This window comes from Entomomonas sp. E2T0, assembly GCF_025985425.1.
Taxonomy (GTDB): domain Bacteria; phylum Pseudomonadota; class Gammaproteobacteria; order Pseudomonadales; family Pseudomonadaceae; genus Entomomonas.
The window spans coordinates 2128090-2153225 of sequence record NZ_CP094972.1; the positions used below are offsets into that span (position 1 = coordinate 2128090).

General features: G+C 36.1%; 28 protein-coding genes. 18 read left to right on the plus strand and 10 right to left on the minus strand.

What is annotated here, in order from left to right:
- Nucleotides 1-64: 64 nt before the first annotated feature.
- The 3 genes from MTZ49_RS10265 (at nucleotide 65) to ahpF (ending at nucleotide 3254) form a co-directional block, all read left to right on the plus strand.
- Nucleotides 65-808, plus strand: coding sequence for a hypothetical protein (locus MTZ49_RS10265; RefSeq protein ID WP_264745459.1), 744 nt, complete (start codon nucleotides 65-67; stop codon nucleotides 806-808).
- 190 nt (nucleotides 809-998) lie between these two features.
- Entirely contained in the window at nucleotides 999-1562 is a 564-nt protein-coding gene (gene ahpC / locus MTZ49_RS10270; RefSeq protein ID WP_264745460.1) for an alkyl hydroperoxide reductase subunit C, read from the plus strand.
- Nucleotides 1563-1691: 129 nt separating this feature from the next.
- The gene (ahpF, locus tag MTZ49_RS10275) at nucleotides 1692-3254 is read left to right on the plus strand and encodes an alkyl hydroperoxide reductase subunit F (RefSeq protein WP_264745461.1); all 1563 of its coding nucleotides are present in this window, start codon (nucleotides 1692-1694) and stop codon (nucleotides 3252-3254) included.
- Nucleotides 3255-3304: 50 nt separating this feature from the next.
- Here the strand turns inward: ahpF and MTZ49_RS10280 are convergent, their stop codons facing one another.
- The 3 genes from MTZ49_RS10280 to MTZ49_RS10290 all read right to left on the minus strand — a co-directional run bounded on the left by MTZ49_RS10280 (nucleotide 3305) and on the right by MTZ49_RS10290 (nucleotide 6271).
- Nucleotides 3305-3799 carry a hypothetical protein gene (locus MTZ49_RS10280; RefSeq protein WP_264745462.1) on the minus strand — a complete coding sequence of 165 codons (495 nt, stop codon included), beginning with the start codon at nucleotides 3797-3799 and terminating at the stop codon, nucleotides 3305-3307.
- Nucleotides 3800-3993: 194 nt separating this feature from the next.
- Nucleotides 3994-5658: an energy-dependent translational throttle protein EttA gene (gene ettA, locus MTZ49_RS10285; protein WP_264745463.1), complete on the minus strand. Its 1665-nt coding sequence runs from the start codon at nucleotides 5656-5658 to the stop codon at nucleotides 3994-3996.
- A 169-nt stretch (nucleotides 5659-5827) separates the two neighbouring features.
- Nucleotides 5828-6271 (minus strand): hypothetical protein, encoded by a 444-nt coding sequence (locus MTZ49_RS10290; protein WP_264745464.1) that lies wholly within the window; start codon nucleotides 6269-6271, stop codon nucleotides 5828-5830.
- 198 nt (nucleotides 6272-6469) lie between these two features.
- On the opposite strand from MTZ49_RS10290, the gene glyA reads away from it, so the two are divergent.
- Together glyA and MTZ49_RS10300 are read left to right on the plus strand one after the other, a co-directional pair.
- Nucleotides 6470-7723, plus strand: a complete 1254-nt coding sequence (gene glyA / locus MTZ49_RS10295; protein WP_264745465.1) for a serine hydroxymethyltransferase — start codon at nucleotides 6470-6472, stop codon at nucleotides 7721-7723.
- Nucleotides 7724-7805: 82 nt separating this feature from the next.
- A complete protein-coding gene (locus tag MTZ49_RS10300; protein WP_264745466.1) occupies nucleotides 7806-8801 on the plus strand; it encodes a hypothetical protein in 996 nt (331 codons plus the stop codon).
- A 46-nt stretch (nucleotides 8802-8847) separates the two neighbouring features.
- Here MTZ49_RS10300 and MTZ49_RS10305 read toward each other — a convergent pair whose 3' ends face one another.
- The 7 genes from MTZ49_RS10305 to MTZ49_RS10335 all read right to left on the minus strand — a co-directional run bounded on the left by MTZ49_RS10305 (nucleotide 8848) and on the right by MTZ49_RS10335 (nucleotide 14290).
- The gene (locus tag MTZ49_RS10305; protein WP_264745467.1) at nucleotides 8848-9405 is read right to left on the minus strand and encodes a hypoxanthine-guanine phosphoribosyltransferase; all 558 of its coding nucleotides are present in this window, start codon (nucleotides 9403-9405) and stop codon (nucleotides 8848-8850) included.
- Between the two features lie 72 nt (nucleotides 9406-9477).
- Nucleotides 9478-10041, minus strand: a complete 564-nt coding sequence (locus MTZ49_RS10310; RefSeq protein ID WP_264745468.1) for a Smr/MutS family protein — start codon at nucleotides 10039-10041, stop codon at nucleotides 9478-9480.
- Nucleotides 10042-10508: 467 nt separating this feature from the next.
- Nucleotides 10509-11603, minus strand: coding sequence for a calcium:proton antiporter (locus MTZ49_RS10315; RefSeq protein WP_264745469.1), 1095 nt, complete (start codon nucleotides 11601-11603; stop codon nucleotides 10509-10511).
- 17 nt (nucleotides 11604-11620) lie between these two features.
- Nucleotides 11621-12382 (minus strand): tRNA (cytosine(32)/uridine(32)-2'-O)-methyltransferase TrmJ, encoded by a 762-nt coding sequence (trmJ, locus tag MTZ49_RS10320; protein ID WP_264745470.1) that lies wholly within the window; start codon nucleotides 12380-12382, stop codon nucleotides 11621-11623.
- A gap of 27 nt (nucleotides 12383-12409) precedes the next feature.
- Nucleotides 12410-13051, minus strand: a complete 642-nt coding sequence (upp, locus tag MTZ49_RS10325) for a uracil phosphoribosyltransferase (protein WP_264745471.1) — start codon at nucleotides 13049-13051, stop codon at nucleotides 12410-12412.
- A gap of 171 nt (nucleotides 13052-13222) precedes the next feature.
- Nucleotides 13223-13630 carry a pilin gene (locus MTZ49_RS10330; RefSeq protein WP_264745472.1) on the minus strand — a complete coding sequence of 136 codons (408 nt, stop codon included), beginning with the start codon at nucleotides 13628-13630 and terminating at the stop codon, nucleotides 13223-13225.
- Between the two features lie 81 nt (nucleotides 13631-13711).
- The gene (locus MTZ49_RS10335) at nucleotides 13712-14290 is read right to left on the minus strand and encodes a Maf family protein (RefSeq protein ID WP_264745473.1); all 579 of its coding nucleotides are present in this window, start codon (nucleotides 14288-14290) and stop codon (nucleotides 13712-13714) included.
- Nucleotides 14291-14389: 99 nt separating this feature from the next.
- Here MTZ49_RS10335 and MTZ49_RS10340 point away from each other — a divergent pair, with 99 nt between their 5' ends.
- From MTZ49_RS10340 to MTZ49_RS10400, 13 genes are all read left to right on the plus strand, one after another.
- Nucleotides 14390-14920, plus strand: coding sequence for a YceD family protein (locus MTZ49_RS10340; RefSeq protein WP_264745474.1), 531 nt, complete (start codon nucleotides 14390-14392; stop codon nucleotides 14918-14920).
- Nucleotides 14921-14933: 13 nt separating this feature from the next.
- The gene (gene rpmF, locus MTZ49_RS10345; protein ID WP_264745475.1) at nucleotides 14934-15122 is read left to right on the plus strand and encodes a 50S ribosomal protein L32; all 189 of its coding nucleotides are present in this window, start codon (nucleotides 14934-14936) and stop codon (nucleotides 15120-15122) included.
- A gap of 2 nt (nucleotides 15123-15124) precedes the next feature.
- Nucleotides 15125-16162 carry a phosphate acyltransferase PlsX gene (gene plsX, locus MTZ49_RS10350; RefSeq protein WP_264745476.1) on the plus strand — a complete coding sequence of 346 codons (1038 nt, stop codon included), beginning with the start codon at nucleotides 15125-15127 and terminating at the stop codon, nucleotides 16160-16162.
- A gap of 190 nt (nucleotides 16163-16352) precedes the next feature.
- The gene (locus tag MTZ49_RS10355; protein WP_264745477.1) at nucleotides 16353-17471 is read left to right on the plus strand and encodes a hypothetical protein; all 1119 of its coding nucleotides are present in this window, start codon (nucleotides 16353-16355) and stop codon (nucleotides 17469-17471) included.
- 162 nt (nucleotides 17472-17633) lie between these two features.
- On the plus strand, nucleotides 17634-18575 hold the full coding sequence (fabD, locus tag MTZ49_RS10360) for an ACP S-malonyltransferase (RefSeq protein ID WP_264745478.1): 942 nt from the start codon (nucleotides 17634-17636) through the stop codon (nucleotides 18573-18575).
- 10 nt (nucleotides 18576-18585) lie between these two features.
- Nucleotides 18586-19329: a 3-oxoacyl-ACP reductase FabG gene (fabG, locus tag MTZ49_RS10365; RefSeq protein ID WP_264745479.1), complete on the plus strand. Its 744-nt coding sequence runs from the start codon at nucleotides 18586-18588 to the stop codon at nucleotides 19327-19329.
- 179 nt (nucleotides 19330-19508) lie between these two features.
- Nucleotides 19509-19748: an acyl carrier protein gene (acpP, locus tag MTZ49_RS10370; RefSeq protein WP_201090405.1), complete on the plus strand. Its 240-nt coding sequence runs from the start codon at nucleotides 19509-19511 to the stop codon at nucleotides 19746-19748.
- Nucleotides 19749-19973: 225 nt separating this feature from the next.
- Nucleotides 19974-21221, plus strand: a complete 1248-nt coding sequence (gene fabF / locus MTZ49_RS10375; protein WP_264745480.1) for a beta-ketoacyl-ACP synthase II — start codon at nucleotides 19974-19976, stop codon at nucleotides 21219-21221.
- 19 nt (nucleotides 21222-21240) lie between these two features.
- The gene (gene mltG, locus MTZ49_RS10380; RefSeq protein WP_264745481.1) at nucleotides 21241-22284 is read left to right on the plus strand and encodes an endolytic transglycosylase MltG; all 1044 of its coding nucleotides are present in this window, start codon (nucleotides 21241-21243) and stop codon (nucleotides 22282-22284) included.
- Nucleotides 22284-22922: a dTMP kinase gene (gene tmk / locus MTZ49_RS10385; protein ID WP_264745482.1), complete on the plus strand. Its 639-nt coding sequence runs from the start codon at nucleotides 22284-22286 to the stop codon at nucleotides 22920-22922. The genes mltG and tmk overlap by 1 nt, the downstream gene beginning before the upstream one ends.
- Nucleotides 22915-23901 carry a DNA polymerase III subunit delta' gene (locus MTZ49_RS10390; RefSeq protein ID WP_264747871.1) on the plus strand — a complete coding sequence of 329 codons (987 nt, stop codon included), beginning with the start codon at nucleotides 22915-22917 and terminating at the stop codon, nucleotides 23899-23901. Before tmk ends, MTZ49_RS10390 begins: the two co-directional genes overlap by 8 nt.
- Before the next feature lie 32 nt (nucleotides 23902-23933).
- Nucleotides 23934-24284: a PilZ domain-containing protein gene (locus MTZ49_RS10395; protein WP_264745483.1), complete on the plus strand. Its 351-nt coding sequence runs from the start codon at nucleotides 23934-23936 to the stop codon at nucleotides 24282-24284.
- A 22-nt stretch (nucleotides 24285-24306) separates the two neighbouring features.
- Nucleotides 24307-25104, plus strand: coding sequence for a TatD family hydrolase (locus MTZ49_RS10400; protein ID WP_264745484.1), 798 nt, complete (start codon nucleotides 24307-24309; stop codon nucleotides 25102-25104).
- Nucleotides 25105-25136 lie beyond the last annotated feature (32 nt).

Consider the following 25136-nt stretch of genomic DNA (forward strand, 5'->3'; position numbering starts at 1 on the left):
TGATAAAAAATCGAGTATAGTCAGCTTATCAAATTATTTTCTTTATAAGGTTTTAAAAGTTTATATGAAATGGTTTAAACAGTATTTATTAGGCTTGTTATTAGTAAGTTGTACTTCTTTTGTTATGGCAAATAATGTAGATACAAGCAATCAACTTTTTAAAGCGGCAGGTTGGCCTGTGCAAATTGATCATTTTAATGATGCTTTACAGGCAATGCAGAAGCAATATCAAGCAGTATTACCACCTTTATTATATCAATCCATAGTGGTGAGTAGTAATCAGCGTTTTGAGCCTAGTGCGATGAAGCAAAAAGGGGAGTTGCAGTTACGCAATAAATTGACTAATCCTGAGACTGCTTTAACCTTCTTTGAGTCTGATTTGGGTAAAAAGGTTGTTCAAGCAGAAACAACGGCAACTACTAAGGAAGAGTTAAGGAAACGCCAAAATGGTGTGCCTGCTGTAGAGATTAGTAATGATAGAAGAGATTTATTTAAGCATTTAGCAAAATTGATTCCTTATGATCAAGCAACAGTAGAGGTTAGTGTTGCATTAACAAGCATTGCCAGTGATACCATTGATATGTGGCTACCAGGTATGGGGGCAGGTGATGCTTTAAAACAGATAACACCCACTAAACAACAAATTCAAAAGCAAGTAGATACTCAACTTGAAAATGTTTTAGTTTATGTATATCGTGATTTGTCAGATGCAGAGTTACAGCAGTTTATAAAATTTGCTGAGTCATCTGCAGGAAAAGACTATTATCAAGTAGCACAGGGCATTGTATTAGCTTGTGTAAACAAATAGTAACTTTTAATTACTGGTAATTTTGAACTTATAGTGTTTAATATTAAAAATTAATGATAAGGATTGATGATTAATAAAACTAATCAATACTATCAAATTAATTAATTTTTAATTATTAGTTAATGGCTATAGAATGTATTCCGTAAGTTACTAAAACCCAATAGAAGATTTTAAAAAAAAGGAGTGACACATGTCTCTTATTAATACTGAAGTAAAACCTTTTAAAGCTCAGGCTTATCATAATGGCGATTTTAAAGCAGTAACTGAGGCTGATTTAAAAGGCAAATGGTCTATTGTATTCTTTTACCCAGCTGACTTCACATTCGTTTGCCCAACTGAGTTAGGTGACTTAGCAGATAATTATGAAGAGTTCAAAAAATTAGGTGCAGAAATTTACTCTGTTTCTACTGACACTCATTTCACTCATAAAGCATGGCACGATACTTCTGATACTATCAAGAAAATTCAGTACCCAATGATTGCAGACCCAACAGGTGCTATCTCTCGTAACTTCCAAGTGATGATTGAAGAAGATGGTTTAGCAGAACGTGGTACTTTCGTAATCAATCCTGAAGGCGTTATCAAAATTGTTGAGCTACACGATGGTGGTATTGGTCGTGATGCTAAAGAACTTCTTCGTAAAGTTCAAGCTGCTAAATATGTTGCTGAGCATCCAGGTGAAGTATGTCCTGCTAAATGGACTCCAGGTGAAAAAACATTAGCACCTTCTTTAGATCTAGTTGGTAAGATCTAATCATTGAATAGGGTCTGCTCTTCGCTTCAAAGAGCAGACTACTGAAAGAGTTTAAAGGAAGCGTAAAGGCGCCTGGTTGTTTTTCGTCCGGGCGTTTTTTTGCCTATCTTATGCCAAGGAGAATCTCAAATGTTAGATGCAACTTTAAAAAGTCAATTAAAAACTTATCTCGAATGGTTAACTAAACCAATTGAGATTGTAGCCTCTTTGGATGATGGCGAAAAATCTCAAGAAATGTTAGGACTATTAAGAGAGATTGAACATCTTTCTGATAAAGTGAGTTTAAATATTGCAGGTGATGATAAACGTAAGCCTTCATTTGTTATCAAACGTGTAGGTGAAGCCATTGGTGAAATGCGCTTTGCTGGTATCCCTATGGGACATGAATTTACTTCTTTAGTGTTAGCGTTATTACAAGCAGGTGGTCATCCTCCTAAAGCAACACCAGAAGTGATAGAGCAAATTAAAGGTTTAAAGACTAAGCTTCACTTTGAAACTTATATTTCTTTATCTTGCCAAAACTGCCCAGATGTTGTGCAAGCATTAAATACAATGGCTGTATTAAATCCTAATATTAGCCATACGATGATTGATGGCGCAATATTTATGGATGAAGTAAGTCAGTTACAGATTATGTCTGTGCCAACTGTGCTATTAAATGATGAAACCTTTGGTCAAGGCCGTATGACTTTGCAAGAAATTCTTGCCAAAGTAGATACTGGTGCTAGCGTAAGGGAGGCAGAGAAGTTAAACACAAAGGAAGCTTTTGATGTGTTGATTGTAGGGGCTGGCCCTGCTGGTTCTGCGGCTGCTATCTATACAGCACGTAAAGGTATTCGTACTGGTCTTGTTGCTGAACGTTTAGGTGGCCAAATACAAGATACACTATGTATTGAGAACTTTATTGCAACGATTGAAACTGAAGGCCCTAAATTAGCTGCTCAATTAGAAGAGCATGTTAAAAGTTATAATGTAGATATAATGAGTTTGCAACGTGCTAACAAGTTAATTCCAGCTACAGAAGTAGGTGGTTTACATGAGGTACGTTTTGATAGTGGTGCAAGCTTAAAAGCTAAAACTGTTATCCTCTCAACAGGCGCTCGTTGGCGTGAAATGAATGTACCTGGTGAAAAAGAGTATCGTTCTAAAGGTGTAGCGTATTGTCCACATTGTGATGGCCCTTTATTTAAGGGTAAGAAAGTAGCAGTAGTGGGTGGTGGTAATTCGGGTGTTGAAGCCGCTATTGATTTGGCGGGTGTAGTTAGCCATGTAACGTTATTAGAGTTTGGTGCTGAATTGCGTGCTGATGCAGTATTACAGCAAAAATTAGCTTCTCTTCATAATGTAACCGTTATTAAAGAAGCACAAACAACAGAAGTATTAGGTGATGGTCAAAAAGTAGTAGGTTTAACTTATAAAGATCGTAAAACTGAAGAAATACATAAAGTTGATTTAGCGGGTGTGTTTGTTCAGATTGGATTAGTACCTAATACTGATTGGTTAAAAGGTACTGTAGAGTTAAGTCAACATGGTGAGATTATTATTGATAGTCGTGGTAAAACATCTGTCGATGGTATCTTTGCAGCAGGTGATGTTACAACAGTTCCTTATAAGCAAATTGTAATTGCTGTTGGTGAGGGTGCGAAAGCAGCCTTGGCATCATTTGATTATTTAATTCGCTCTGGTAAGTAGTTTTATTCCTTTCATACGTATTGCCCTGTATTATATACAGGGCTTTTTTATTATTTAAAATAAGGTTTTCTTAGCCAATTTTTAAAGATATAACAATAATCATATACTTTAAAAGGAATGGCTAATATCCAAACATCACTACTAAGACCAAATTGGGCAAAAACGGTAGTATGTAATGCTCTTATTTTAAGCAAAGAAATTTCTTTAATAGTACAGCTATTATTTTCGTTATGTAATTTATTATATTCATTAATAATATAACGAGCGTATTGATAAGCCATGGCTATTTTTATGTGATCTAATAAAATATTAGCATTAGCACTATTATTAATTATCAATCCTGTTTGCCATTTAGCCACTATTTGTAAATAACGATTAGTACAGAAACCAATAAAATTATTGCCTTTAGCGATATGTTTGGCTAGAGAGGCATATTTTAATCCTTGTTTTTCTAAAATTTTATAAATGGTTATAGCACTGTTTAAGGTATGTTTACTCATCTCAACTAATAATAGTTCTAGCACTTGTTTATTAATAGTGGGCATAATCCATACCTCATGCTTTTATTTGTATACTGCCAATATATTATATTCTTTAATTTCTGTAAATACAGAAATTAAAGAATAAATTGAATAATTTTTTAACGATTTGATTTATAATAATATTTAGTAAGAGAGGATAAACTTTAGATGGGATGAGAAATAAAAAAGGAGGCTTAAGCCTCCTTTTGGATGATTAATTACTTAATCCTTTTATGACGTACACGGTGTGGTTGAGTGGCTGCATCACCTAGACGTTTTTTACGATCTTCTTCATATTCGGTGTAATTACCAGCAAAGAAAGTAACTTGTGAGTCATCTTCATAAGCTAGAATATGGGTACAGATACGGTCTAAGAACCAACGGTCATGGGAAATAATAACCGCAGCACCAGGGAAGTCTAATAAAGCTTCTTCAAGGGCACGTAAAGTTTCTACGTCGAGGTCGTTAGAAGGTTCATCCAGTAGTAATACGTTACCACCTTGTTTTAAGGTTAAGGCAAGATGTAAACGACCACGCTCACCACCTGATAGGTCTTTAACAAATTTTTGTTGGTCAGTGCCTTTAAAGTTAAAACGACCTACATAAGCACGAGAAGGAACTTCATAACCACCAATTTGAATAATATCTAAACCATCAGAAACCTGTTGCCAAACGGTTTTATCGCCTTGTAAGTTATCACGGCTTTGATCTACACAGGCAAGTTTTACTGTTTCACCTAGTTCAATCGTACCCGAATCAGCTTGTTCAGTACCCATAATCATTCTAAATAGGGTAGATTTACCTGCACCATTCCCACCGATTACACCAACAATAGCTCCTTTGGGGATCGAGAAGGAGAGGTTGTCGATTAGTAATCTATTACCATAGCCTTTAGAAACATTATTGAACTCAATTACTTTATCACCTAAACGAGGTCCAGGTGGAATATAGATTTCATTGGTTTCACTACGTTTTTGGAATTCTTGAGATTGCATTTCTTCAAAACGTGCTAAACGTGCTTTAGATTTAGATTGACGTGCTTTGGCACCTTGTCTAACCCATTCTAATTCAGCTTTCATGGCACGTTGATGAGAAGCTTCTTGTTTAGCTTCTTGTTCTAAACGAGAGGCTTTAGCTTCTAGCCAGCCTGAGTAATTGCCTTCATAAGGAATACCATGACCACGGTCAAGCTCTAAAATCCATCCCGCTACATTATCGAGGAAGTAACGATCATGGGTTACTGCCACCACAGTACCAGGGAAGTCATGTAGGAAATGTTCTAACCAAGCTACTGAGTCAGCATCCAAGTGGTTAGTAGGTTCGTCGATTAATAGCATATCAGGTGCAGATAATAGTAAACGGCATAAAGCAACTCGACGTTTTTCACCACCTGATAATTTTTCTACTTTGGCATCCCATTCAGGCAAACGTAAGGCATCAGCAGCAATTTCCAGTTGACGCTCTAAGTTATGACCATCAGAGGCTTGTACAATTGCTTCTAATTTTGCTTGCTCAGCGGCTAGGGCATCAAAGTCGGCATCTGGCTCAGCATAGGCCGCATAAACTTCGTCTAAACGTGCTTGTGCTTGTTTGATTTCATCAACCGCTTCTTCAACCACTTCACGTACTGTTTTTTGTGGGTCTAATTGTGGTTCTTGTGGTAAGTAACCAATTTTAATGCCTGGCATTGGGCGTGCTTCACCATCAATCTCGGTATCTACCCCAGCCATAATTTTTAGTAGAGTCGATTTACCCGCACCATTTAAACCAAGTACCCCAATTTTTGCACCTGGAAAGAAAGAGAGGGAAATATTTTTAAGAATTTCACGTTTAGGGGGAACAACCTTGCTCACCCTATTCATTGTATAAACGTATTGTGCCATGTCTTACCTGTAGTAATAAAAATAGCTAGTTGTTTTCGAACTTTGTATTGTACCTTCTATAGTAGGTATTGTGTAATTATTTATATTAAAAAGAAGGTAGGATCAGGAAGTATTAGTAGGATTTAAACGAGCAGATTATTAATTATATCCTGCTCGTTTTATCAGGGTATTATTTCATTACTGCTTCGAGTTTTTTCATATCAATAAGATTTGGCATATTAGCAACTGCTTTAGCTACTTCTGGATTAGTCATTAAACCGCCCATTGCTACTTGGCCTAAAACACCAAAGCTTTGACCTATTGCAGTTGGGTTTGTTTTAGCGGCTTTAGCTACTTGATCTTTACAATCAACAGTTAACAAACGATCTAAAGAAGCACCCACATCTTTATCAATCGTTTTTTGACCATCTGCTGAAATATTACTGTATTGTTTAAGCTCGGGATGCTGTGCAAGCGCAGAAAATACCCATTTGACTAAGTTAAGATGATCCTGTTCAGTTGCTTTTGTTGTTAAGCATTGGGTTAGTTCATCAGCAGTGCTAGCTAAAGCGGCCGTAGGACTTAAGATAGCTAATGACATTATTGCTGGTAGAGCGATGGTTTTGAGTTTCATTGCGTAATTCCTAGTGTGTTTATTAAGTCAGGGTAAGTTTATAAAGCTAATATTAACTATAAATTAAAATACTGAATAAAAAAATACTACATGATGATTACTGATGAGGTGGATGAAAAGCTTTCATATACGAATAGGTAAAATATGGGGTAAAATAGTCTCTTTATTATCAACATTAGCCTATGTTAGAGGATTGCTATGTTCAGTCGTGATTTGACTATCGCTCGCTTTGACCCAGAGATCTATGCGGCTATGGAGCATGAAGCTCAACGCCAAGAAGATCATATTGAATTGATTGCTTCAGAAAACTATACAAGCCCAGCCGTAATGGAAGCTCAAGGCAGTGTGTTAACTAATAAATATGCAGAAGGCTATCCTGGTAAGCGTTACTATGGTGGTTGTGAGTATGTTGATATTGTTGAACAATTAGCGATTGACCGTGCTAAGAAATTATTTGGTGCAGATTATGCCAATGTACAACCTCATTCAGGTTCACAGGCAAATAGTGCTGTTTATATGGCGTTATTACAACCAGGTGATACTGTATTAGGGATGAGCTTAGCCCACGGTGGCCATTTAACACATGGTGCTACTGTAAGTTTCTCGGGAAAGATCTACAATTCTGTACAGTATGGTATCACTGATCAAGGCTTTATTGATTATGACGAAGTAGAGCGTTTAGCGGTTGAGCATAAGCCAAAAATGATTATTGCTGGCTTTTCTGCTTATTCTCCTATCCTTGATTTCCCTCGTTTCCGTGAAATTGCTGATAAAGTGGGTGCTTATTTATTTGTAGATATGGCCCATGTGGCTGGTTTAGTGGCTGCTGGTGTTTATCCTAATCCTATGCCTTTTGCTGATGTGGTTACTACTACTACCCATAAAACTTTACGTGGCCCTCGTGGTGGTTTAATTTTAGCCCGTGCTAATGAAGAAATAGAGAAAAAATTAAATTCAGCAGTATTCCCTGGTGGTCAAGGTGGCCCATTAGAGCATGTGATTGCAGCTAAAGCGATTTGCTTTAAAGAAGCCATGCAACCAGAGTTTGTTGAATATCAAAAGCAAGTAGTAGCTAATGCTAAAGCAATGGCTCGTGTATTTATTGATCGTGGCTTTGATGTAGTATCAGGTGGTACAGATAATCACTTATTTTTATTAAGCTTGATTAAGCAAGATATCACAGGTAAAGATGCAGATGCTGCATTAGGTCGTGCTCATATTACGGTTAATAAAAATTCTGTACCTAATGATCCACGTTCGCCTTTTGTAACTTCTGGTTTACGTATTGGTACTCCAGCAGTAACTACACGCGGCTTTGGTGGGGCAGAGTGTATTGAATTAGCTAACTGGATTTGTGATATTTTAGATGATATTACTAATGAGTCAGTAATTGAGCGTGTACGCACCCAAGTACAACATATTTGTGCACGTTTTCCAGTTTATGGAAAATAAATAAGTCGTTATTAAATAAATTACTAAGGGGATATGAGATTATATCCCCTTTTTTATTAGTATATGTTTAGGAAGTAAAATAATGCAATTTGAGCAAGGTGTGCCTGAAATAAAATGGACATGGGCGGATTTAGTTAGTAGTTATCGTTTTTGGGCGTTATTTATTTTTTTTATGACAGTAATGATGGTTAATGCCAGTTTTAGTATGATAACGGTTTATCTACGCATGGATTATAATCTTTCAAATGTGATAATTGGCACTTCAGTATCTATAAAAGTTCTCTTTACAATTATCGCGATTTTACCTGCTTGGCTAGCGAGTCGAGCAAAATATTATTATCCGCTTTATTTATTTGCCATTCTTATTGTAATAGGATTATTGTTATTATGTTTCGCAAAAGATGGTAATAATTTAATTTTTGTAGCAATGGCACTATTAGGTTTTTCTATTGGTAGTATTAGTTTATTAATCCCTGCTTATATTGCTCGAGCGGTGAATAGTGTTGAAGTATTTATTCTGTCATTTGGTGTCATTAGTATAACTAATATGATTAATGGTGCATCTATGACATTTGTTATAAGTGACCTGATAAGTCAAGCAGTTACTTTTAACTCTATTATTATTTTATTAGTTATTTTGGTCGTAATAGGTACGTTATTTTTATTACCAGTGAAAAAATGTTTGTTTAATGAACAACCCAGAGTACGAGAAGTACAACCTGAAACACCAAGCTATTTGGATTCAGTACTAACATTTTTACTATTTTTTGTACCCTTCTATTTTATTTTTTGGTTTTATAAGGTTCATAAGGACATTAGAAATTTTTCTCAATCTGCAACACTTTTAACACCATTAGGCGCCAGTCTCTCAGCATGTTTTGTGCCCTTTGCCATGCCTGTTATGCTTTCAATATTAAATGATGTTATTCATCAAAGGCTTTTAAATAGTGGAGAGAAAGGTAGTTTTAAAACATGGTTAATCATTGTGATTAGTATCTTGTTTCCACCTATTGCCGCCGCTATGATTCAATCTGAAATAAATAGATTAGCTGGTGCAGAGAGTAATAATACCGTTTAGGGGAGTGGAAAAGCGAGGTTGCTTTAATAACCTCGCTTAATAACAGTTATAATCCTTTGACTGCAAAAATACCAGGAGCATTACGCCAGTAACCTTTGTAATCCATACCATAACCAAAAATAAAACGATCTGCACATTTTAGGCCTGTGTAGTTGGCAGAGAAGCCAGGGATAGCTTTACGATTATGGTCTTTATCGATTAATACGGCTGTATAAACAGCATTGGCACCTGCATGTTGGCAATATTGAATGATGGCTGAAAGGGTATGTCCTTCATCAAGAATGTCATCAATAATAAGAATATCTCGATCAATAAAAGATACTTCAGGTTTTGCTTTCCAGAATAGTTCACCACCATTGGTTTCATTTAAGTAGCGAGTGGCGTGTAGGTAAGATACCTCTAATGGAAAATCTAATAGGGGTAGTAGTTGCCCAGCAAAAATTAAACCACCATTCATAACACAAAAAGCAATAGGGTTTTTATCAGCAAGGTCACTAGTGATTTCAGTGGCTAATTTACTAATAGCTGTATCAAGTTCAGCTTTAGTATAGAGACAGTCTGCTTCAGCTCGTACTTGTTGAATAGTTTCCATATCAAGACTCATGGATATATTACCTTTACAATGATAAAAAAGGGGGCTATTTTACATTAATAAGCAATGATTAATAGTGTTTTATTATTCATCGCGACCTTCGAGCATGGTACGTTTTAATATAATATAAACAGCACCAGTACCGCCATGTTTAGGTTGGCAAGAGCAAAAGCCAAGTATTTGGGGATGTTGCCGTAACCAGGTGTTAATATAACTTTTGATAATGGGTTTTGATTTATCTTTGCGTAAAGCTTTGCCATGTGTCACTCGGACACAGCGTATTTCTAGTTTGGTAGCTTCGTCTAAAAATTCCCATAGTAATTTTCGGGATTGATCTACTGTTAGGCCGTGTAGATCAATGCTACCTGCAAAGGGGATTTGTCCTGCTTTTAGGCGACGCATTTGTGACTCTTGCACACCATTATTTGCCCAATAAAGAAATTCTTCAGGCTCAACATCGATAACAAATTGGTCAGATAAGCCATCAATAATATTTTCTTTAGTGAGTGTATTGGCTGCATTTTCTTTTAATGTTTTTATTTGTAATTTATCTTTCGTTTTTTTAGAAATATCAGCTTTATCGTATTTGATAGGTTTGACACCTTTCATTTCCGCTCTAAATAATGAGATATCATCATCTTTTGCCATAGTTTACTCTTCATCACAGCAATTTTTACATAATTGTATTATAGATAGTATAAAGAGGAGCATGATACTTGATTAGTAAATAGATGTTTATAATAAAATAAGATAATAAGTAATATAGTTATTGTTTTTTAGACTAAAATAGAAGTTTAAATAACTTGATTTATTCACATGACTTGAAAATACAGGGTTTGTTTTGTCAAGTATAATTGTTGAAAATATTTATTTATATAAGTTATTGATTTTTAATAAATTATATTTTTGTTATTTTTTAATCATTTTATAGGGAAGTGAGTGTTTAGCTGATATAGATGCTTTTTTAAAACTGTTATCAACAAAGTTATCCACAGCTTTTGTGGGTAAAATTAATGATAAATATGAATAACAAAATAAATTATTTTTAAGCTAAGAGAATAAAAAAGAAATTGGATTTATCCAGTATTTAATGTGCTGAATAAATCCCTAATAATTTATAAACCAAGAACGGAAAGCATAATAAAGGTAGCAAACAACACAAAGTGTGTCATACCTTCAATGGCATTAGTTTCTCCATCATTTAAATTAACTGCAGCAACAATAAGGGTAAGAAATACCATTACAGTTTGGGGGATGGTTAATCCCATGGTGATTTGTTGCCCTGTTAATAAGGCCACTGCTTCAACTACTGGAATAGTAAGAATAACCGTAGAAAGCGTAGCACCTAATGCAATATTAATAACAGGTTGCATTCTATTGGCGAGGGCGGCACGGAGTGCAGTTAAAATTTCAGGGCTGGCTGAAATAGTAGCAACAACTAAACCTAACATAATAGGTGGTATATCCATACCCTCTACACCTACGTTAAGGATAACTGACATTACCTCTGCTAAAGCACCCGTTAAAATAATGCCCACTAAAAGTAAAATTATTGCTGATTTAATGCTACCTGCTACCGAGTGATGCTCTGCCTGCTGATCTTTTTTATGTTTCTCTATATAGTTATAGTGGAAAAAGTAACTATGGCGCCCTGTTTGCATTTTTAAAAAGAGGGTATAAAGAACAATCATTATGCCTATAGTAAAGATAGAGTAATAAGTCCATTTATCTTCAGGTAGAAATTCAGGCACTAACATAGAGATACCAACAGCAGTCATAATCATTACTACATAGACTTTGCCTGAATCATCATTGTACGCCTGTTCGCCATGGCGTAGGCCACCTAGTAAAGCAGCTAAACCAATAATACCATTCATGTCTAGCATAATGGCTGCATAGATGGTGTCTCTGGCTAGGGTGGGTGAGGAGCCATCATGGCTCATCATAATTACTAAGATAATAACTTCTACTAATACGGCTGATAGTGTTAGCACCATTGTGCCATAAGGTTCACCTATTTTTTCAGCAATGACTTCGGCATGGTGGGCAACACGAATGGCAACACCAATAATCACCATAATCAATACCGCGGCTGCAATAAGGGCTAGTGCTCGACCATTAGCTATTAAGGTATGTTCAATACTATAAGCAATAATGGCGACAATAAAGCCAAGCAACATCAGTTTTTCATTTTTTAGTATATTTGCCATGGATAATTCTCTAATAACTATTGATTATTTTGGGTTGATTTTAATGTCTCAGTTAAGATACCACGCAGAATATTCATTTCCAATTTAGTGATCTGAGCTTTGCTATATAAACGACGTAAACGCGTCATTAAATGTCTTGGACGGTTTGGATCAAGAAAGTTAACAGCTATCAGGGTTTTTTCCAAGTGCTGATAAAATAGTTCTAGTTCTTCATGAGTACAAGGTAAGTTATTTTGTTCCAAGGTGGTTTCTTGTTTTTGCATTTTGGTAGGTTGTTTTTGTGCTTGCAACCATGCCATTCTTAGCTCATACGTCAACACTTGTACAGCTGCCGCTACATTTAGTGAAGAAAAACTATCATCAGCTGGAATATGTACATGATAGTCACAACGTTGTAGTTCTTCGTTAGTAAGCCCAGCGTGCTCACGTCCAAAGACTAAGGCAACTTGTTGCTGCTGTTGTGTTGTTTCTATACTAAGCGTAGCGGCTTCTTTGGGATCTAAAATAGGCCAAGGAATTTGCCGATCTCTAGCACTTGTTCCTAACACTAAGCTACAACCGATTAATGCATCCTCTAAGTTATCAACTAGTTGAGCTGTTTGTAGGATATCATCAGCCCCTGATGCACGAGCTGTGGCATCAGGGTGGGGTAAGGAATGTTTTGGATTAACTAAAAAAAGTTGCTTTAATCCCATGTTTTTCATGGCTCTAGCTGTCGCGCCAATATTACCAGCATGGGTAGTAGCAACTAATACGACTCTTATAGAGGATAGGTTCATAATGTTGTAGTTACAGATGGAATAAACTTAAATATCTTTTTGGTGAGTTCCAAAAATCTTATCTCCTGCATCGCCTAGGCCTGGAATAATATAACCTTTTTCGTTCAAATGTGAGTCAATGGATGCGGTGTAAACAACGACATCAGGATGAGCTTTTTCTAGGGCTGCAATTCCTTCTGGTGCTGCCACTAATACTAATGCTCTAATTTCTCTACAGCCAGCGGCCTTTAGCATATCAATGGTGGCAATCATAGAGCCGCCAGTGGCTAACATAGGATCAATAATTAGTGCATTACGTTGATCAATTTCATAAGCTAGTTTTTCAAGATAGGTATCAGGTTTTAAAGTTTCTTCATTACGAACTAAACCAATAACACTTACTTTGGCACTGGGAATAAGGCCTAATACCCCATCAAGCATACCTATGCCAGCCCTTAAGATAGGAACTACAGTTATTTTTTTACCTGCTATTTTATCTACAGTTATTTTATTACCATTCCAACCTTCAATATGGCAGGGTTCAAGTGGCATATCTTTGGTTGCTTCATAAGTTAGCAGGGCAGCGATTTCTTGAGCTAATTCTCTAAAGTGCTTGGTACTAATATCTCTACGACGCATTAGACCAATTTTATGGCGAATAAGTGGGTGGCAAATTTCATGAATAGGCATGATAGTTTCCAATATGGGGAGCAATATTGTAGATAGCGTATATTGTAACGTTAAAATCAAACGATTTATATTGGTAATTATAATAATTATTAGCGATTTAAGTATTTTTTTATAATTGACAATTACCCTTAATTATAAGTTTGTATAATTAAGGATATTATATTGAATAGTTTAAATACAGTCGTTAGGTAATAAATCTTTCCTAGTAATAGTAGAGGTACATTTCCAGTTATGTGTATGGTTGGTTGGTAATAATGTAAGAATAATTTGTTTGCCAGATAAGTCAGGAATGGTCTTATCATTTTTAAAGGTTAAAACAACTTGGCATTGATCATTACTAATCACATCTTGTACATAATGAATTTTGGTTAAGGCTCTGTCACCACTACTAATAGCATTACTATTGCATTCTTGATGTTCTGTATAGTAAATGGCTAATTGGGTTTTAAATAAACTGATAGTTTTCATGCCTTGTACGATGGCTACTTTTTGTATACCTTCAGTTGCATCTTCTTTGTCACCACATCCTGTTAATATAAAGCTTGTAAGTAATAGGCTTGAAATAAGTAGTTTTTTCATTTTATATTTCCTTATTATATTTTTAATAAACAGTAGGCAATTTATAAAAAATAGTATGTTATAGCAACTCAATAAATAAGATTAAGGAATAAATAATTGTTCTTTTTGCAACATGTCAACTAAACGAATTAATGGCAGCCCCATTAAACTGGTTATATCGGAACCTTCCATTCCCTTAAAAAAGCAAATACCCAATCCTTCTGCCTTGATACTACCTGCACAGTCGAAAGGTTGTTCGATTTCTAAATACCTTTTAATTGCATCATCAGACAATTCTCTAAAATGCACATAAAAGGGAATACTGTCTACTTGTAAGCTACCTGTTTTACTGTTAAGAAGGGCTAGGCCTGTGTGAAAAACAACAGTTTTGCCACTGGCCATTTTTAATTGTTTAAAAGCTTGATCAAAATGGTGAGGTTTGCCCATTATTTTGTTTTCTAAACAAGCTACCTCATCTGATCCTATAATTAGATGATTAGGGTATTGGTTCGCGAGTGCTTTTGCTTTACTAATAGCTAATCTTTTAGTCATTTCTGTAGGTGTTTCATTTAATAATGGAGTTTCATCTATATTGGGACTAATAGCTTGAAAATCTATTTTTAAACGTTGTAACAGCTGTTGGCGATAGCTTGAACTCGATGCCAGAATAATTGGTGACATAACGTGTCTCAGTAAGAAAAAATAAATTGTAGCAATTATTGCATTTTATATACAATTTCCTTTGACAGATAGACTGAACAACCATAAAATACCGCCCCTATGTCAAATGGCCCAATTCCACATTATATTGAACCCTATAAATTGGTTGATCGGAATGTTACTTATGAGGGTAATATTTCTTTGACTGATTTACCACGGCTGCATGAAGCCTTAGCTTCTAATGAAGTTAATATTTATGTTAAAGTGGTTTTTAAACGTGGGGAACAACAGCAAGCATTAATGTCTGTTATGCTTGATGCTAAGGTGCAATTGATTTGCCAACGTTGTTTAGATTTGATGACTTTCTCTACAACTGATACTTATAATTATATGTTTATGAGTAGTGAGCGTGGAGAAATAATGTTGCCAGAAGGATATGATGCCCTTGAATTAGGGACAAAAGATCCTTTTGACTTGAAAGTATTGATAGAGGATGAGTTATTATTAGCGCTTCCTATTATTCCAATACATGAGTTAGATGAATGCCAGCAACCGGTAGTGCTTGATAAGCCCGAACCGATTGAGAGTGAGGTTACTAGGTCAAACCCATTCAGTGTTCTGGCGCAGTTAAAGCGTGACCCCAAAGCTTAGGAGTTAATGAATTATGGCTGTTCAACAGAACAAAAAATCACGTTCGGCTCGCAATATGCGCCGTTCTCACGATGCATTAAAATCAAATGCATTATCTGTTGAGAAAACAACAGGTGAAATGCACTTACGTCACCATGTAACACCAAGTGGTGTTTATCGTGGACGTCAAGTTATCGTTGAAGATCAAGAATTCGACGAATAAATTTGACTACACCAGTCATCGCTGTTGATGTAATGGGAGGGGATTTTGGCCCCTCCTGTACAGTTCCTGCTTGTCTCTCTTATTTAGAACAAAACCCTTCTTTAAAACTTATCCTTGTTGGCCAATCAGCTGTTATTACACCACTGTTACCTCCATCTTCTCATTCTATTCATTCGAAATTAGAGATTGTTGATGCAACGGAAATTGTAACTATGGATGATCCTGTTACTGTTGCTTTAAGATCAAAACCTAACTCTTCTATGCGGGTGAGTTTAGAGCTAGTGCGTGATGGTAAAGCAAATGCTTGTGTTAGTGCAGGTAATACAGGGGCATTAATGGCATTAGCACGGTTTACTTTAAAGACAATACCTGGTATTGATCGGCCAGCTATGATGTGTTGCTTGCCTACACAAGCAAATAAAGGATGTTATTTGTTAGACTTAGGTGCGAATGTTGATTGCAGTGCAGAGCAATTATTTCAATTTGCAGTTATGGGCTCTGTGGCAGCTGAAGTGCTAGGCGTTGAAAAACCTAAAGTTGCCTTATTAAATATAGGTATTGAAAATATCAAAGGCAATCAGCAGGTAAAACAAGCTACCCAATTATTGGAATCACAAAACAAGTTGAATTATATTGGTTTTGTGGAAGGCGATAGCGTTTATCGTGGTGATGCAGATGTTGTGGTATGTGATGGTTTTGTAGGTAATGTGCTATTAAAGTCCAGTGAGGGTGTATTGAAATTACTGGCAAATCGTTTAGATAATCGTTTTAAAACCAGTTGGTTAGGTAGGTTAAAAGGACTTATTATGTTTCTACCAATGCTCAGGGGATTGCGTAAAGACTTTTCTCCTGAACGCTATAATGGTGCTAGTTTTCTTGGTTTGCAGGGGGTTGTAATTAAAAGTCATGGTGCAGCAGATAGTGCCGCTTTTCAAACAGCCTTACATCATGCCTATATGGAAGTAAATGAAGATTTACAAGCACGTTTATCCCAGCAAATTAGTCTTTTACTTAAAGATGTATTGTTGCAGCCACATTAATAAAAACTAATATCCTATTGATGATGGTTCTTATAAGTATTTTGCTATTTATTGTGTAGTATATTTTTTACAGTATAATGACTCATATAAGTAGTAATATTAAGTTAATGTAATAGTGAATAGTTTGCTGTTGAGAATAAATAATTCTAGATATTAAAAAATAGGCTTTGGTTACATTTGAGATTAAACTATGCAAATTAACAAGTTAAAGTATGGTGTGTTAAAATGTTTATTAGTAGGATTATTAACTGTTAATACTACAGCATTTGCACTTGACTTAAATGCTAAACATAAAGAAATTAATTTTTTATCGGTAGATCTTCCTGCTTGTGGTGATGAGTCAGAGAATATTCCTGTTTTACCAGAAGATGCTCGAGCAGATCTCTATTATCAAGTAGCGATGAAAATTCTTGGTCAAAATGACACAGACCATTATCAGCAAATGTTTATTTTGGCTAATAAGTCTGCAGAAATGGGACATTGGCAAGCTAAATTGTTAATGGCTAGTTTATATTTAAAAAACTCGAATAGTTATTACACGGAATATGATCCTAAAAAGGCTAGGGCTTATATTGATGAGTTATTACAAAAGAATGTTCCTGGTGCTTTTTATGCTATGGGTCAATATAAACTAAATGGTATGCCTGAGTTTAGAAATGCGGCTATTCCAGCCTCTGTTTATTTGTTTGAAGCAGCAAAATTAAATAATCCTGATGCGCTTTCTGATATGTATGATATTTTTGTTAGCGTTGGTCGTACAAAAGATGCTACAGCTCTATTGGATTGTGCTGTAAAGCAAAAGCGTGGAACAGCTCTAGCACTGTTAAAAAAAGCTAATGTGTTAGAAGATGATGCTTCTACAGAGGCAGAATTGATAGATTCTTTTAAATACCTCTATCAAGCTACTAAAGCAGGTAATTATAATGCGATAGCTAGTTTTGCTAATAAAGAAAATTATTATAAACAACAATATGGTAAGGCATTCTTTGGAAAAGAGTTTCTAGAGCGTATAACTGTACTGCAAAACGCTAAAAACTCTGTTTATATACATCGTGATGCTGTTCGTAAAGAGCAAGGAAGAAATGAAGAGGTAAGAGGTAATGCTAATTTGATATTTCCTAATTTAGAGAGAGTAGTACCTTTTCCACCTGCTGAGTTACCAAACTGGAATAGAGATATTAGGGTTGTGTTATCAGAAAATAGCTTAAAGCTTTATGATACAGATTTTGATTATGACCAATTAGCTAAAGAGGCAGAGGCTATTAAAATAGAAAAACCAAAATCTGAAGGCGCTGAACAGAAAAAATAAGTTGATAGTAAAAAAATACTTATAGATCAGGGGTTGAGGTCTATAGTTGGTTGTAAAGTAAAAGATAAGTAATTAAAATTTGTTTTTATAGTATTCATCTTATTGTAAGATACAAAAGTTTATTACGAAAATTATTAATTAAATTAATCGGGATAGTTATTTATGTCTGTTGTTTCTGCGTTTGTTTTTCCTGGACAAGGCTCGCAAGCAATTGGAATGTTAGCTGATATTGCAAAAGAACATACAATTATTCAAGATACTTTTAAAGAAGCTTCTGATGCTTTAGGTTATGATCTTTGGCAGCTAGTACAAGAAGGGCCTAAAGATCTATTAGACCAGACAGATAAAACACAGCCTGCGATTTTGACTGCATCTGTTGCCTTATGGAAATTATGGCGGAAGCAGTCAAATATAATTCCTTCTTATGTGGCTGGTCATAGTTTAGGTGAGTACTCTGCGTTAGTTGCCGCTGAAAGTTTACCTTTTGTAGAGGCGGTAAAATTAGTTGAATTACGTGGTCAACTAATGCAAAAAGCTGTGCCAGCAGGACAAGGTGCGATGGCAGCAATCTTAGGCTTAACTGATGATGAGGTTAAAGCAGCATGTGTTGAAGCGGCACAAGGTCAAGTGGTTAGTGCGGTTAATTTTAATGCACCAGGCCAAGTAGTTATTGCGGGTAATACAGAAGCAGTAAATAGAGCTATTGAAATGTGTAAGGCTAAAGGCGCTAAGAGAGCTTTGCCATTACCTGTTAGTGTTCCTTCTCATTGTGATTTAATGCGTCCAGCAGCAGAAGAGTTTGCAGCAGCATTAACGGCAGCCTCTTGGAAAAATCCTAATATTGCCATTGTACAGAATGTGACGGCTGATGTAAGTCGCGATTTACAAACACTTAAAGAAAATCTTTTAGCACAACTTTATAGCCCTGTGCGTTGGGTAGAATCTGTACAAGTGCTAGCTAAACTGGGTGTAACTACACTAGTAGAGTGTGGGCCAGGTAAAGTGCTTGGTGGTTTAAATAAACGGTGCGTTAAAGAGTTAGATAATTATGCATTAGAAACAACGGATGCATTTAATGCTACTTTAATTGCTTTACAATCATAGGAATAAATAGATGAGTTTATCAGGTAAAACTGCTTTAGTAACAGGTGCGAGTCGTGGTATTGGTCAAGCCATTGCATTAGAGTTAGGTGCAAAAGGTGCAACCGTTATTGGTACAGCTACCACCGCATCAGGTGCAGAAAAAATCACCCAATATTTAAAAGAAAATAATATTGCAGGTGTTGGTATGGCACTTAATGTGACTGATGAAAAATCAGTGGAAGAAGTGTTATCTAATATCACTAAAGAGTTTGGTGCACCACAAATTTTAGTTAATAATGCAGGTATTACCCGCGACAATTTAATGATGCGTATGAAAGACGAAGAGTGGTATGATGTAATAGATACCAACTTAAATAGTCTTTATCGTCTTTCCAAAGGTGTATTAAGAGGAATGACTAAAGCCCGTTGGGGACGTATCATTAGCATTGGTTCAGTAGTAGGTGCAATGGGTAATGTCGGCCAAGCTAACTATGCAGCAGCCAAGGCTGGTTTAGAAGGTTTTACCCGTGCTTTAGCGCGTGAACTTGGTTCACGTTCAGTAACTGTTAATGCAGTAGCACCAGGTTTTATTGATACTGATATGACGCGAGAATTACCAGAAGCACAACGCGAAGCTTTATTAACCCAAATTCCGCTTGGTCGTTTAGGGCAAGCTAAAGAGATTGCTGAAACGGTAGCTTTCTTAGCCTCTGATTCAGCAGCTTATATTACAGGTGCGACCATTCCTGTGAATGGCGGCATGTATATGAGTTGATTCATATCTACCAAAATAGTGTAGATTATCGTAAAATAGTAAGATTAACTTAGGGGATTTTTCTCTAGGTGTTTTTTTGAAAGGTTTTTGAAATATTACTTGATAAAAGTAATTACCTTTCTATAAAATTAGCAAGTGGCCCAGAGCCAAATTATCCAACTTAGGAGTGAAAACAAGGTATGAGCACCATTGAAGAACGCGTCAAGAAAATTGTAGCTGAACAACTTGATGTTAAAGAAGAAGAGGTTACCAACAATGCTTCTTTCATTGAAGATCTAGGTGCAGACTCTCTTGATAATGTTGAGCTGGTAATGGCTCTGGAAGAAGAGTTTGAATTAGAGATTCCTGATGAGCAAGCTGAAAAAATTACTACTGTACAAGATGCTGTAGATTATATTTCTGCAAATATCGAAGAGTAATTTTTCGCCTTTGCTTTGAAAAAAGCCGTACATCTTTGGGTGTACGGCTTTTTGTTTTATAATGCTATTTAAATAAATCAGTTATTACTATTATTAAATAACAGATTTATCACTGTATTAACTCAAAAAAAATATGTTCTAATATTTAGTATAATTTTGTTATTGCGTTCTAATTGGTTAAAATAACCCATTTGAATAAAGAATAGTGTAATTAAGGAGAAAGCAGTGTCGCAAAGACGAGTTGTTATTACTGGCCTTGGCATAGTGTGTCCTGTAGGAAATGATGTTACTAGCAGTTGGCAAAATATCGTAGCAGGTAAAAATGGCGTAGAGATGCTTACTGATGTAGATTTTGATATTTCCAATTTTGCTACTCGTTTTGGCGCACCTGTTAAAAACTTTTCTGTAGAACCTCATTTATCCATAAAAGAAGCTAGAAAAATGGATGTTTTTATTCAATATGGTGTAGTAGCAGGTATGCAAGCTATGTTGGATTCAGGTTTAGAAGTGACTGATGAAAATAGAGACCGTATTGGGGTAGTGATTGGTTCTGGTATTGGTGGTTTACCTAATATTGAAGCAAACTGTAAAGCGTTAGCAGAACAAGGTCCACGTCGGGTTTCTCCCTTTTTCGTACCAGGCGCAATTATTAATATGGCTTCTGGTCTATTATCAATTAATCTGGGTGTACATGGTCCTAACTATGCTATTGCAACAGCTTGTGCTTCTGGTACGCACAGTATTGGTATGGCTGCACGTAATATTATTCATGGTGAAGCTGATGTAATGCTAGCAGGTGGTGCAGAAAAAGCTACCTGTGGTATTGGTTTAGCTGGTTTTTCTGCATGCCGTGCCTTGTCTACACGTAATGATGATCCTATTCATGCGAGCCGTCCTTGGGATAAAGATAGAGACGGCTTTGTATTAGGAGATGGTGCAGGTGTTCTAGTATTAGAAGAATTAGAACATGCTAAAGCACGCGGTGCAAAAATTTACGCAGAGTTAGTCGGTGCAGGTTTTAGCGGCGATGCTTATCATATGACAGCGCCTACTACAGATGGTAAAGGTGCTGCCACCTGTATCAAGAATGCACTTAGAGATGCAAAATTGAATGCAGATCAAATTAGTTATATTAATGCACATGGTACTTCAACACCTGTAGGCGATTTAGCAGAAGTAAAAGCAGTTAAATCTATTTTTGGTGATACCGCTTATAAAATTCCTGTAAGTTCTACTAAATCGATGACAGGACATTTATTAGGCGCAGCTGGAGCTATTGAGGCAGTATTTAGTGTGTTAACTATTCGCGATCAAATAGTTCCTCCAACCATTAATTTAGAAGAACCTGGTGAAGATTGTGATTTAGATTTTGTACCTGCTGAAGCAAGATCTGTAACTATTGATACTGTCCTGTCTAACTCATTTGGTTTTGGCGGCACTAATGGAAGCTTAATCTTCCGCCGTTTTTCTTAAGTGGTGTAGTTAATAAATAATGCGGATATTCCTAATTGTTGTTGCTGTACTTATTCTATTAAGTGGTTCTGTGGTTGGTGTAGGGTATTGGAAATATAACAATGCCTTACAGCAGCCATTGCTGATTTCCTCTGAGCAGACAATAGTGGTTCCTGTGGGGGCGACACCTAATGTGATGTTTAATCAATTAGAGCAAAAGGGCTATATTAAAGATGCCTTTTTTCTTAAGTTGTATTGGCGTTTAGAAAATCAAGGAAAAACTATTCATGCGGGTGAGTATCGTTTAACACCAGGTATGGATATACAAGCTCTTATTGCCATTTGGCTAAAAGGAGATGTAATTCTTTATCGAGTTACTTTAGTGGATGGTTGGAGTTTTAAACAAGTACGCCGTGCACTGGCTAAGCAAGAGGCTTTAAAGCAATCCATAGCAGCAATGTCTGATGAGCAAATTATGGATACTCTAGGTGAGACTGGAAAACATCCTGAGGGGCAGTTTTTTGCTGATACCTATGTGTATATGCGAGGTGATACAGACCTTAGTTTATTGAAGCAAGCACATAAGCGCCTTGTAAAAGTACTTGATGAGGAATGGGAAAATAAAGCAGATGATTTACCTTATGAAAATGCTTATCAAGCATTGATTATGGCTTCAATTATTGAAAGAGAAACAGGTGTACCTGAAGAGCGTCCACAAATTGCTGGTGTATTTGTAAGACGTCTACAAAAAAATATGTTATTGCAAACTGATCCAACCGTTATTTATGGAATGGGGGATAATTATAGGGGTAGAATTACGCGTGCTGACTTAAAGCGCGAAACACCTTATAATACTTATGTAATATCTGGTTTGCCGCCAACACCCATTGCTATGGTGAGTCGTAAGGCAATTCATGCAGCATTGCATCCTGCAGATGGTAAGTTCTTATATTTTGTTGCCAAAGGAGATGGTAGTCACGAATTTTCAGAGAATTTGACAGAACATCAAAGGGCTGTTCGAAAATATCAGTTGAATCGTCGAACTGATTATCGTTCTAGTCCTCCACCAAGTGAGTCTAAATAATGTCAGGAATATTTATTACTTTTGAAGGGCCTGAGGGCGCTGGAAAATCAACTAATATTTACTATCTTGCTAATCGTTTGGAGGAAGTTGGTTATCCCGTCTTAGTAACCAGAGAACCAGGTGGTACATTACTATCTGAAAGGGTGCGTGATATATTAATTGATCCTAGATTTAAAGGCATGGCTGTTGACACAGAGCTATTATTAATATTTGCTGCTCGAGCAGAACATTTACAACAAGTAATTTTACCCGCCCTTAAGGAAGGTAAAACTGTTATTTGTGATCGTTTTACTGATGCAACTTATGCCTATCAAGGTGGTGGTAGGGGCATTGACGAAAATAAAATTATATTGTTGGAACGTGTGGTACAAGGCACTTTACGACCAGACTTAACATTATTATTTGATGTTGATGCGACAATAGGGCTTTCTCGTGTAATTAAATCAAGGGATGGTTTAGATCGATTTGAGCAAGAAAGCTTAACTTTTTTTGAAGCGGTACGTGCTGCCTATTGGCGACGAGCTGAGCAATACCCAGAAATTTACCGAGTAATTGATGCAAGCCAAAACATAGAAAATGTACAATTGCAAATTGATGCTTGTTTTATCGAAATTTGGGAACGTTTAAATGTTGAATGAGTTGCTACCTTGGCAACAAACTTTATGGCAACAGATGGTAGGAAACCCTAAACCTGCTCACGCTTATTTATTACATGGTAAAAAAGGTATTGGTAAACAGCAATTTGCTGAACGTTTAGCCTATTATTCGCTATGTCTTACACCTAATAATAAACAACCTTGTGGTCATTGTAAAAGTTGTCATTTACTGGCAAGTAGTGGCGCACATCCTGATATTTTTTGGTTAATGCCAGAAGAGTCTGAGTTTATTAAAGTCGATCAAGTTCGTATGTTAATTGACTTTATCAATCAAACACCTCAGATATCACCTTGTAAAGTTGTATTAATTGAACCTGCAGAGGCATTAAACTTAAATGCTGCTAATGCGTTGTTAAAAAGTCTCGAAGAGCCAGCAGGTAATAGTCGGCTTATTTTAGTTAGTCATCAAGTAGGGCAGTTATTGCCAACTATTAAAAGTCGCTGTATTCAGCAATTATGTCCTACACCTGATCAGCAAGCAGCAGTGCAGTGGATGCAGCAGCAATTAACCGCTATAGATTCTGAGCAATTGATGCAATTATTGGCATTAGCAGGTTTTGCACCTCTTTATGCTGTAGAACTTTATCAACAAGGTGTATTAGAGCAACGTCAGCAAGTAGTTGAAGATATAAAAAAATTACTAAAACATCAGTTAGTAGCTAGTCAAGTAGCTGAAAGTTGGAATGATATTCCATTATTGTTATTATTTAACTGGTTTTGTGAGTGGTTACATTGTATTTTATGTTATCAAGCCACTAAAGATATTAATACTTTAGGAATGGCTGATATGCAAAAGGTGTTAAGTTATTTGGCCGATAAGGCTTCTTTAGAAAGCATTAGTCAATTACAAGCAAAGTTATTGCAAGAAAGGCAAAAAGTATTGGCTAAAGCTAATTTAAATAGGGTATTGTTAGTAGAAAGTATTTTGATTGACTGGATTAATTTACTGACAACAAGGTAAAATAAAGCCATTAATAGAAAGAGGATGCAGTTATGGCATTAAGTATGGGTGGTAATAGCATTATTAATGTAAGTATTCCTAATAAGAATATCTTATATGCTTCTTATATGCCGTTTGTTACTGATGGTGGGCTATTTGTGAGAACCCATAAAAAGCATAATCTAGGTGATGAGGTTTTTCTATTAATTGATTTGATTGATGAAGAGGAAAAAATCCCTGTTACAGGTAAAGTAGTATGGATTTCTCCTGTAAATCAAGGTTCTCGAGTGCAAGGTGTTGGTATTCAATTCTCACCTGCTGATTCAGCTAAAGCGAAAGAAAAAATCTTAAAATATTTAGCAGGTTTACTAGAAGGTAATACACAACCTACCTTTACCATGTAATCTTTAGTTATTATAAGAAGTTATGCCGTATTTAGTTGACTCTCATTGTCACCTTGATTATTTAAAGTTAGAAGCTGTAGCAGGGGGATTAGATACAGTTCTTCAGCAAGCTAGAGATAAAGGTGTCAAGCAGTTCTTAACCATTGGTGTTAGTAAAGATAATACCTCTACCGTTCAAGCAATTGCTGAAAAGTATGCTGACGTATATTGTTCCGTGGGTATTCATCCCTTAGATTTGACAGATAAGCAGCCAGTTAGCTTAGCTTGGTTGTTACAAGCACTTGATCATCCTAAAGTAGTGGCCATCGGTGAGACTGGGCTTGATTTTCACTATCAAGCAGAAACAGCTAAAGAACAGCAAGCCTCCTTTGAGCTTCACTTAGAAGCAGCACACCAAACAGCCAAGCCTGTTATTATTCATACCCGAGAAGCAAAAAAACTAACCTTAGATATATTAAAACAAACAGCTTTACCCCAAGCAGGTGTACTGCATTGTTTTACTGAGGATTGGGAAATGGCTAAGGCAGCTTTGGATTTAGGTTACTATATCTCCTTATCAGGTATTGTGACATTTCGTAATGCAGATATGTTGCGAGAGGTGGCAAAAAAAGTACCTAATGATCGATTATTAGTTGAAACAGATTCGCCTTATTTAGCACCTATACCTTATCGTGGTAAATCTAACTTACCTGAATATGTAAAAGAAGTAGCAAGCTTTATCGCTGAATTAAGAAATATGCCTTTTGAAGCTTTTGCAGAGATGACAACGGCCAATTTTTATCGTCTTTTTCCATTGGCAACACCATCAGGCTTAAAATAATTAATCAAAAACTTGTTTAAGGGATAATAATT

What these genes read in the sequence shown, in the direction of transcription:
- MTZ49_RS10265 (WP_264745459.1), top strand. Translation starts at nt 65, where the DNA reads ATGAAATGGTTTAAACAGTATTTATTAGGCTTGTTATTAGTAAGTTGT.
- ahpC (WP_264745460.1), top strand. Translation starts at nt 999, where the DNA reads ATGTCTCTTATTAATACTGAAGTAAAACCTTTTAAAGCTCAGGCTTAT.
- ahpF (WP_264745461.1), top strand. Translation starts at nt 1,692, where the DNA reads ATGTTAGATGCAACTTTAAAAAGTCAATTAAAAACTTATCTCGAATGG.
- MTZ49_RS10280 (WP_264745462.1), bottom strand. Translation starts at nt 3,799, where the DNA reads ATGCCCACTATTAATAAACAAGTGCTAGAACTATTATTAGTTGAGATG.
- ettA (WP_264745463.1), bottom strand. Translation starts at nt 5,658, where the DNA reads ATGGCACAATACGTTTATACAATGAATAGGGTGAGCAAGGTTGTTCCC.
- MTZ49_RS10290 (WP_264745464.1), bottom strand. Translation starts at nt 6,271, where the DNA reads ATGAAACTCAAAACCATCGCTCTACCAGCAATAATGTCATTAGCTATC.
- glyA (WP_264745465.1), top strand. Translation starts at nt 6,470, where the DNA reads ATGTTCAGTCGTGATTTGACTATCGCTCGCTTTGACCCAGAGATCTAT.
- MTZ49_RS10300 (WP_264745466.1), top strand. Translation starts at nt 7,806, where the DNA reads ATGCAATTTGAGCAAGGTGTGCCTGAAATAAAATGGACATGGGCGGAT.
- MTZ49_RS10305 (WP_264745467.1), bottom strand. Translation starts at nt 9,405, where the DNA reads ATGAGTCTTGATATGGAAACTATTCAACAAGTACGAGCTGAAGCAGAC.
- MTZ49_RS10310 (WP_264745468.1), bottom strand. Translation starts at nt 10,041, where the DNA reads ATGGCAAAAGATGATGATATCTCATTATTTAGAGCGGAAATGAAAGGT.
- MTZ49_RS10315 (WP_264745469.1), bottom strand. Translation starts at nt 11,603, where the DNA reads ATGGCAAATATACTAAAAAATGAAAAACTGATGTTGCTTGGCTTTATT.
- trmJ (WP_264745470.1), bottom strand. Translation starts at nt 12,382, where the DNA reads ATGAACCTATCCTCTATAAGAGTCGTATTAGTTGCTACTACCCATGCT.
- upp (WP_264745471.1), bottom strand. Translation starts at nt 13,051, where the DNA reads ATGCCTATTCATGAAATTTGCCACCCACTTATTCGCCATAAAATTGGT.
- MTZ49_RS10330 (WP_264745472.1), bottom strand. Translation starts at nt 13,630, where the DNA reads ATGAAAAAACTACTTATTTCAAGCCTATTACTTACAAGCTTTATATTA.
- MTZ49_RS10335 (WP_264745473.1), bottom strand. Translation starts at nt 14,290, where the DNA reads ATGTCACCAATTATTCTGGCATCGAGTTCAAGCTATCGCCAACAGCTG.
- MTZ49_RS10340 (WP_264745474.1), top strand. Translation starts at nt 14,390, where the DNA reads ATGTCAAATGGCCCAATTCCACATTATATTGAACCCTATAAATTGGTT.
- rpmF (WP_264745475.1), top strand. Translation starts at nt 14,934, where the DNA reads ATGGCTGTTCAACAGAACAAAAAATCACGTTCGGCTCGCAATATGCGC.
- MTZ49_RS10355 (WP_264745477.1), top strand. Translation starts at nt 16,353, where the DNA reads ATGCAAATTAACAAGTTAAAGTATGGTGTGTTAAAATGTTTATTAGTA.
- fabD (WP_264745478.1), top strand. Translation starts at nt 17,634, where the DNA reads ATGTCTGTTGTTTCTGCGTTTGTTTTTCCTGGACAAGGCTCGCAAGCA.
- fabG (WP_264745479.1), top strand. Translation starts at nt 18,586, where the DNA reads ATGAGTTTATCAGGTAAAACTGCTTTAGTAACAGGTGCGAGTCGTGGT.
- acpP (WP_201090405.1), top strand. Translation starts at nt 19,509, where the DNA reads ATGAGCACCATTGAAGAACGCGTCAAGAAAATTGTAGCTGAACAACTT.
- mltG (WP_264745481.1), top strand. Translation starts at nt 21,241, where the DNA reads ATGCGGATATTCCTAATTGTTGTTGCTGTACTTATTCTATTAAGTGGT.
- tmk (WP_264745482.1), top strand. Translation starts at nt 22,284, where the DNA reads ATGTCAGGAATATTTATTACTTTTGAAGGGCCTGAGGGCGCTGGAAAA.
- MTZ49_RS10395 (WP_264745483.1), top strand. Translation starts at nt 23,934, where the DNA reads ATGGCATTAAGTATGGGTGGTAATAGCATTATTAATGTAAGTATTCCT.
- MTZ49_RS10400 (WP_264745484.1), top strand. Translation starts at nt 24,307, where the DNA reads ATGCCGTATTTAGTTGACTCTCATTGTCACCTTGATTATTTAAAGTTA.